This window comes from Candidatus Aminicenantes bacterium, assembly GCA_011049425.1.
Taxonomy (GTDB): domain Bacteria; phylum Acidobacteriota; class Aminicenantia; order UBA2199; family UBA2199; genus UBA876.
In genome coordinates this window covers 1-8547 of record DSBM01000097.1, presented here as the reverse complement: position 1 = coordinate 8547, position 8547 = coordinate 1, and the positions used below count along the sequence as shown (strand labels likewise).

Sequence of the window (8547 nt, the reverse complement as noted above, 5' to 3'; positions counted from 1 at the left end):
GTACGGGCGGTTCGCGAACCGCCCGTACGCATGTCTGCCTGTCACCTGATACCTGTCACCTTCTTTCAACTTTCCAACTCCGGACGCGTCCGGCTTGACATCTACAGCGGCTTTCATTACTATTATCTTTTGTTATCGAACCTGTCCAGTGGCGGTCGCCCGCGGGATTTCCGGCTGCGGCCGCTAAGGAGGAAACGGCATGAAAGAAGTTCAAAGCATGGACGTGCGCAATATCGCCATAGTGGGTCACGGCCAGGCGGGAAAGACCAGTCTGACGTCGGCCATCCTTTTTGACACGGGTATGGTGACCCGGCTGGGCAACGTGGACCAGGGCAATACCGTCACCGACTACGACGAAGAGGAAACTGAACGCAAGATCTCCGTTCAGGCGGCAGTGGCTTACGCCATGCGGGATAAAGTCAAAATCAACCTCATCGATACCCCCGGATTCTCGAACTTTATCTGGGAAGCCCGCCTCAGCCTGCGGGCGGTCGAGAGCGGATTGATGGTGATCAACGCCCTGGAAGGCGTGGAAGTCCAGTCCGAAAAACTGTACGACACCATGGAGGAATTGGGCAAGGCCCTGATCCTGGTGGTCAACAAAATGAAAAAGGAGCTGGCTGATTTTGACGCCGCCATGGACTCGATCGCCGCCTCGTGGGGCAAAAACGCCGTGGCCGTACAACTGCCTCTGGGCAAGGGGCTGGATTTTACCGGCGTGGTGGACCTGTTGAGCATGAAAGCCTTCCAGTATGAAAATGCCGATAAAGGTACCTTCAAGGTCGTGGATATTCCTGCGGACCTGGCGGATGTCGCCCAATCCAAACGCGAAGAGTTGGTTGAAAAGATTGCCGAAAACAGTGAAGCCCTCATGGAAAAGTATTTCGAAGAGGGTGACCTGTCAGATGAAGAGTTGACCGAAGGGTTGCGGCGCGCAATCCTGAAGCGGGATATCTTTCCCGTGCTTTGCAGTGACGCCGTGGCCAATATCGGGGTGCACCAGGTGGTGGATTTCATCGGGAAATACGCGCCGTCGCCGCTGGATGCCGGAGAGGTGGCGGCCGGGGAGGGCAGCGTGAAGCCGGTGGCGGACGCTGCGCTCGCCGCCCAGGTGTTTAAAACCATCTCTGATCCCTTTACCGGCAAGATCACCATCATGCGTGTGTATGCCGGCACCTTTAAATCGGACTCCACCTTCCACAACATTTCCAAGCAGGCGGATGAGCGGGTGGGTTCGATCTTTCTTCTCCAGGGTAAAAATCCGGAGAGCGTGGACAAAGTTTATGCCGGAGACATCGTGGCCGTGGCCAAACTAAAGGAAACCCAGACCGGCGACACCTTGGGCGTCAAAGGCAAAACAGCCCTGTTCCCCGCATACAAGTTCCCCATCTCTTCAATATCTTTCGCCATTGAACCCAAGTCGCGGGATGATGAAAACAAAATTTCCAACGCCATGCAGCGCATCCAGGAAGAGGACCCGACGGTACGCTCCGAACGCGATACCCAGACCAAAGAACTGGTTATATCCGGAAACGGCCAGATGCACGTGGAACTGGTGGTGAACAAGCTGAAACGGCGCTACGGTGTCGAAGTCACCATGAAACCGCCCAAGATTCCCTACCTGGAAACCATCCAGGGCCATGCCGATGTAAACAAGAAATACAAGAAACAGTCCGGTGGCCGGGGCCAATACGGACACGTCATGATCCGCATGGATCCCCTGCCCCGCGGTAAGGACTTTGTGTTTGAAGAAACCATCTTCGGCGGATCCATCCCCAGGAACTACGTTCCCGCCGTGGAAAAAGGCATCTTGGAAGCCCGAGTCAAGGGTGTGTTGGCCGGGTACCCGGTAGTGGACTTTAAAGTTGATCTTTACGACGGCAGTTATCATGAAGTCGATTCCTCGGACATGGCGTTTAAAATCGCCGCTTCCATGGCATTCAAAATGGCTATGAAAGAGGCCAAACCCACTCTGCTCGAACCGATCATGAAAGTCGATGTTTTCGTGCCTGAAGAGTTTATGGGTGATATCAACGGCGCCCTCAGCGGCCGTCGCGGCAGGATCCAGGGAATGGAGTCCAAAGGCAAGAACATGGTGGTCAAGGCCCTGGCGCCCATGGCGGAAATGCTCGATTTTGATCCCCAACTCACCTCCATTACCGGTGGCCGCGGATCGTATTTCATGGAGTTCTCTCACTACGACCCGTTGCCTCACCAGTTGCAGAAAAAGGTGATTGACGAGGCCGTAAAAGAAGGTCGGGTCAAGGAAGAAGAGGAATAGGCGCCGGGCGGCTCAGTCCATGACAGAGCGCATCCTGGAAGCCCGGGAGGTGGAAAAGCGTTTCCGCCTGCCGGACCGTTCCGAGTTGGTGGTGCTCAGCGGTCTGAACCTGGCGGTTGATGCGGGTACCATGGTGGCCGTGACGGGGGCCTCCGGTAGCGGCAAGAGCACCCTCCTTCATCTGCTGGGCGGACTGGACAGCCCGGACAGCGGCCGTGTATGTTTCCGGGACCGAGACCTTGGTTCGCTGTCCAATGCCGAGTTGGCGGAATTCCGCAACCGGCGCCTGGGCTTTGTTTTCCAGTTTCACTACCTGATGCCGGAATTGACGGTTATGGAGAATGTGGCTTTCCCCCGCCTGGTTACGCGTTTTCAACGCCGCGAGGCCTTTGCCCGGGCACAGTCGCGGCTGAAGGAGGTGGGGTTGGAGGACAAGGCGGACATGATGCCCCATCAACTATCGGGCGGGGAACGCCAGCGCGCCGCCATTGCCCGCAGCCTGATCAACGACCCGGACCTGATCCTGGCAGACGAGCCCACGGGCAACCTGGACTGGCGTACCGGCCACCGGGTGTTCAACCTGTTCCGCGACCTGGTGGCGCGCACGGGGCGGACTGCAGTGGTTGTCACTCACAACGAGGCGCAGGCCCGCCTGGCCGATGTGGTCTTTAACCTGGAGCATGGACGATTGCTCTCTGCGCTGCCGGGGCCATAACCCTGGCGTGCAAATCTGCGTATACATAAAAATGGCCGGCCCGTTTCTGCGGGGGGAGATCATCCGGGGTGTACCATGGAAATTTCCCCATTGAGTTGGCGGTCATCAGCGCTTACGATAAGGAGGAAAAATATGAAACGCAGCATCTGGGTGGCCCTAATCCTGATGGCCACCACCTGGCTCGCGGCCGCGGATTTTGATCCAAGCCGGTTTCAGGACCGAATCCATGAGATCACCCTGGACAACGGCCTGAAGTTTATCCTGCTGGAAGATCATTCCGTGCCCATTGCCAGTTTCGTTACCTACGTCAATGCCGGTGGCAGTGACGAACGCATCGGTATATTCGGAATTTCCCATTTCCTGGAACACCTGGCATTCAAGGGCACCAGTGAGGTGGGAACCACGAACATCGAGGCGGAACGCCGCCTGATGGCCGAGATGGATCGCCTGTTTGACCGTATCCGGACTGAAAAAGACAGCTTGGACCCGGATGAGAAAAAGCTTGAGGCCCTCAACGCTGAACTGGAAAAGCTCAAGGAAGAGGGGGCCAAATACGTAAAAAGCAATGAATTCACCTCCATCCTCACCCGCAACGGCGTGGTCGGCTTGAACGCCGGCACCAGTAAAGACTATACGGTGTACTTCTACAGCCTGCCTTCCAACCGCCTGGAGTTGTGGGCTTACCTGGAGTCCGCGCGCTTTACCGACCCGGTCTTCCGCGAATTCTACAAAGAGCGCGGTGTCATCATGGAAGAACGCCGCGTGCGTACGGAAAACCAGCCCGTGGGCAAGCTGATCGAGGAGCTCCAGGCCCTCGCGTTCAAGGACCATCCCTATCATGTCGGTGTAATCGGCCCCATGAGCAATATTGAACACATCACCCGCCGGGATGTGCAGGAATATTTCCGTACCCACTATCACGCGGGCAACATGGTAATCGGCGTGGCCGGAGACGTGACACCCAAGCAGTTGCGCAAAATGGCAAAAAAATACTTCTCCGGCATCCCCGCCGGCAAGCGCAATCCCCTGGTGTTTACGGATGAGAAGCCCCAGTTGGGTGAAAAAACCGTTACGATTTTTGAGGAAAGCCAGCCCTGGCTGGTGATGGGTTATCATATTCCCTCGGTTCGTCATGCCGATTTCACCCGCTTTCAGGTACTCAACTACATCCTCACCACCGGACGCAGTTCCCGCCTCAACCAGCGCATGGTCAAGGAGGAAAAGTCCGCCCTGGCCGTGGGTTCTATGGCCGGGTTTCCGGGCAGCAAGTATCCCGGGCTTTACCTTGTTTTCGCCCTGCCCAACAGCGGCAAGACCACGGATGAATTGCTGACCACCATAGATGAAGAGATTGAGAAACTGACAAAAGAACCGGTCTCCGCCGAGGAACTGGATTCCGCCAAGACCCGCATGAAGGTCACGGTTATGCGCCAGATGCAGAATGACCTGTACTTCATGATGGGCCTGCTGCAGTCTGAAGTGCTGCAGGGATCCTGGCGCAAGGCCTTTGAGGCCATGCAGGAGATCGACGCGGTCAGCACAGAGGATATCCGCAACCTGGCGGAAAAGTACCTGGTGCGTTCCAACCGCTCCATCGCCCGCATTGAAAAACGCCAAGAGACGCAAGAGGAGGTGTCGCAATGAAACGCCTCATCATGATTGCATGCATGGCCGGAATGATCGCCTTGAACCTGGCGGCGGCGTCCGGACCCGACATCAACAAATTAAACTATCCCGAACTCAACCAGATCAATATCCCCCCCATCCACAAGGCGGAACTGGAAAACGGACTGCGCCTGCGCGTGGTGCGCACGGACAAGCTGCCCCTGGTGGATATCCGCATTCTGGTGGCGGGTGGGTCGGTTTATGACCCCGCGGAAAAAGTGGGACTGGCATCCATGACCGCGGGACTGATGCGCATCGGCGGCACAAAAAAGTGGACCGGTGATGAACTTGATCTCTACCTGGATCGTCTGGGCATCAACCTGGATGTCCAGGCCGCCGGGGACTACTTTTCCGTTACCGTTTCCTGCCTGCGCAAGGACCTGGACACCGCGGTGTCCGCCCTGGCACAGGTGTTGCGCTCGCCCCGTTTCGCCAAGGACAAGATCGAAGAGATGAGCACACGCCTGTCATCATCCATCGCCCGGCGCAACGACGAGCCCAACGGCATCGCCTCACGGGAATTTGATCGCGTGATTTACGGGAAAGATTCCCCCTTTGCCCCGGTGCTGGAATACGCTCACCTGGCCGCCATTAAGCGTGCCGACCTGGAGGCCTGCCATCAACGATTTTTCGCTCCCGCCAACATGCTGGCCGGCGTGGCCGGCCCCGTTGACACCGAAGAGGTTCAGGCGGTTTTCCAGCGCCATTTTGGTGACTGGACCCACAAGGCCGAAGTACCCGCGTATCCGGAGGCCAAGCCCAATCCGACCAAGGCGCGGGTGTTCCTGGTGGAAAAGTCCGACCTCAACCAGAGCACCATTCACATCGGCCACCTGGGTACCCTCCGCGACCTGGAAGCCGAACCCGCCCAGAAGGTGTTCAACGCCATCTTTTCCCAGGGAATGAGCTCACGCCTTTTTTCCCGGGTCCGGACCAAAATGGGGCTGACATACGGCGTGGGCGGTGGTATCGAAACCGGGGAACGCCATCCCGGCAAGACCGCTTTCTTTACCTTTACCAAGTCCGAGTCCACCATCAAGGCCATTCGCGCCATTCTGGAAGAGGTGGAAAAGGTCCGCGCGGAAGAGGTGACTTCCGGGGAATTAAAAGAAGCCAAAGACTATTTCATTAACTCCTTCGTGTTCCAGTTCAGCAGCCCCGCCAGGATCCTCAACCGTGAATTGAGCCGCGAATTCTACGGGCTTCCGGAAGGTTACCTGCAGCGTATGATGGACGCGATTAAACAGGTCACCGCCGCTGACGTGCTGGCCGTGGCCAAAGAATTCGTGCATCCCGATCGCTTCCGTATCCTCATTGTGGGCAAGGAAGCCGAAATGGACGGCAAGCTCTCCGAACTGGGCGATGTAAAAAAAGTGGACATCACCATCCCGCCGCCGCCCATGGAGGAAACCATCCCCGAGGCCACGCCGGAATCACTGGCCAGGGGCGCAGCCGTGATCAAGCAGGCATTTGACACCGTGTACAAAGGCTACCGTAGCTTGAAAACCCTGCGAACGGTCGCGGATATGAAGATGTCCGTGCCCCAGGGAACCTTTGACGTGACGCTGGAAACCGTAACCCGCTTCCCAGATCAGCGCTATACCGCCATGACCATTATGGGCATGAAGATGGAGACGGTGATCAACAAAGACAAGGGTGTCGTGCGTCGCATGGGGCAAACCCAGCCGCTGCCGCAGGAGCAGGTCGAGGCCGGCCGGTTCGGTTCCATGTATCACATGGCCAATCATGCTGATGCCTACAATTTCCAATACCTGGAACCCGCCACTGTGGAAGGCACTACCTACAACGTGGTGTATGTCACCCCGGTGGACGGCAAAGACCGGTGGCGCAAACTGTATTTCAACCAGCAGAACGGCCGCCTGGAGATCGAAGAACAGGTCAGCCAGATGCCGGGAAGCGCCGGCGTAGCCCGCGAAATCAATTCCGATTTCCGCGAGGTTTCCGGCATTCCTTTCGCGTTCAAATCCGTCAGCAAGGTCAAAGACAAAACCGTGGCCGAAGTGACGGTAAAGAAAGTGGAAGTCAACGACGCGGTAGACGAGTCGCTTTTTAATTTGGAATAAAGCAGCAAACCGGAACCGTTCCCGGGGGCGCGCAACGCCCCCGGGAACGGGCCCGTAATTGACACCATATCGGTCCCGTGCTAATCTGCGCATACGCAATGCGACAGGCGAAAGTGGCGGAATCGGCAGACGCGCCAGATTTAGGATCTGGTGCCTTCGGGCGTGGGGGTTCGAGTCCCCCCTTTCGCACATTGCCGCCGATTCCACGGAGGGCAAGGAGACCATCGATGAAAAAAGCATTGGCAATCGGCCTGATCCTGGCCGCCGCCGCATGGCTGAATGCGGAAAAACTGGCCGTCTTCCCCGATTTAATGAAACCGAGCCAGTTGGTTGTGGGCAAAAACCATGTCTTCATCGGGGAGTTCCCCACGGTCTATATTTATTCACGCGCAGACGATGCCCTGGTCAAGCAATTCGGCAAAGAGGGCGAGGGCCCGAAGGAGTTCAACCGCTTTTTTATTTTGCGGACAGTGGACGACCGCTTGCTGGTCAACAGCATGGGGAAGATCACCTATTACACGCTGGAGGGGGAGTATATCGAAGAGAAGCGGGTCAACATTCAGACGGGCCTGAACCTGCTGCCTCTGGGTAAGGATCGTTTTGTGGCCCGGGGTTTCACCAACGAAGAGGGAAAAGCGTTTATCACCGTAAACCTACTGGACGCGGAGGGCAAGAAACTCAAGGAGCTGGGCCGCATGCCCACGGGTCTGCAGGGAGACAAGATCAGGGTACTTGAAGAACAGACGGCCTACGAAACCGACGGCGAGCGGATTTTCCTCTCAATCGGCAAGGAGTTTGTCGTTGATATCTTTGACCGCGAGGGAGAGAAACTCTCCTCCATTAACCGGGAATACGACCGCGTAAAGTTCACTGAAAAGGACCGCGACACGGTTTTGGAAGAGATACGCACCGATCCACAGCAGAAGCAGTTTTTTGATATTTTCAAGGAACGGGCGGTATTTCCGGATTACTGGCCCGCCGTGGCAAGTATTTTCCCTTCCGGCGATATCCTTTACGTGATGACCTTTAAGCGTGAAGGGGACGCCTACGAAGTGTTTATCTTGAATCGGGACGGCACCCTGGTCAGCCGCAAGATGATCCCCTTCAAGTTTCGTACTCCTTTGCAACCTTTTCCGTCAAATGTGGTGGACGGCAAGTTGTATCAACTGATCGAGAATGATGACGAGGAGTGGGAGCTTCACGCCTGGCCGTTGTAAGCGCTCGGGCCTGCTCGTGCTCGCGCTGATACTGGCGGCGCTCGCCGCCGGGTGCGAATCCCCCCGGCCGTCAACCGCGCCGCCACCGGCGGGGCTGCGAAACAAAATCGTCACCCTGGCCCGTTACCTGGAAGGATTGCCTTACCATTACGGTGGCACTGACATCGACGGTTTTGACTGCTCAGGCCTGGTTCACTATGTGTTTCACTGTTTTGGCCTGGAAATCCCGCGCACGGCCCAGGCGCAGGCACGCATGCGGGGCAGGGTCAGGTGGAAACAGGCCCGGCCGGGAGACGTGCTGGCCTTCCGCGTAAAATCCGGTTGGCACACCGCTATCCTGGTGAAAAAAAACCGTTTCATTCATGCGCCGGGCCGAAATCGGCGCATAGAGACCGTACGCATGAACGACTGGTGGAAACACCGCCTGAAAGCGGTGGTCAATGTCATCGATCGGTACAACAAGGGGGACGGTTCTTGAGTGCGCCAAGCAAGCTGGCGCGATTCAGGGGGTTAAAATCCCCCACGGGCAAAGCCTAGCCAGCCGCCCGTTATCCAAGTTGCATTTAAGGAGGCGACGAATTAAAT

General features: G+C 56.9%; 6 protein-coding genes and 1 tRNA gene. All 7 read left to right on the top strand.

Annotation, left to right across the window (positions count from 1 at the left end; all coding sequences use genetic code 11):
* Positions 1-199: 199 nt before the first annotated feature.
* Entirely contained in the window at positions 200-2281 is a 2082-nt protein-coding gene (gene fusA / locus ENN40_06290; protein ID HDP94952.1) for an elongation factor G, read from the top strand.
* 19 nt (positions 2282-2300) lie between these two features.
* Complete coding sequence (locus ENN40_06285; GenBank protein ID HDP94951.1) at positions 2301-2996, top strand: ABC transporter ATP-binding protein; 696 nt, start codon at positions 2301-2303, stop codon at positions 2994-2996.
* A gap of 75 nt (positions 2997-3071) precedes the next feature.
* The gene (locus tag ENN40_06280; GenBank protein ID HDP94950.1) at positions 3072-4640 is read left to right on the top strand and encodes an insulinase family protein; all 1569 of its coding nucleotides are present in this window, start codon (positions 3072-3074) and stop codon (positions 4638-4640) included.
* Positions 4637-6745 carry an insulinase family protein gene (locus ENN40_06275; protein HDP94949.1) on the top strand — a complete coding sequence of 703 codons (2109 nt, stop codon included), beginning with the start codon at positions 4637-4639 and terminating at the stop codon, positions 6743-6745. The genes ENN40_06280 and ENN40_06275 overlap by 4 nt, the downstream gene beginning before the upstream one ends.
* A gap of 107 nt (positions 6746-6852) precedes the next feature.
* Positions 6853-6934: transfer RNA gene (locus ENN40_06270), tRNA-Leu, on the top strand.
* Between the two features lie 38 nt (positions 6935-6972).
* Positions 6973-7962, top strand: a complete 990-nt coding sequence (locus ENN40_06265; protein ID HDP94948.1) for a 6-bladed beta-propeller — start codon at positions 6973-6975, stop codon at positions 7960-7962.
* Entirely contained in the window at positions 7922-8440 is a 519-nt protein-coding gene (locus tag ENN40_06260; protein HDP94947.1) for an NlpC/P60 family protein, read from the top strand. Before ENN40_06265 ends, ENN40_06260 begins: the two co-directional genes overlap by 41 nt.
* Positions 8441-8547 lie beyond the last annotated feature (107 nt).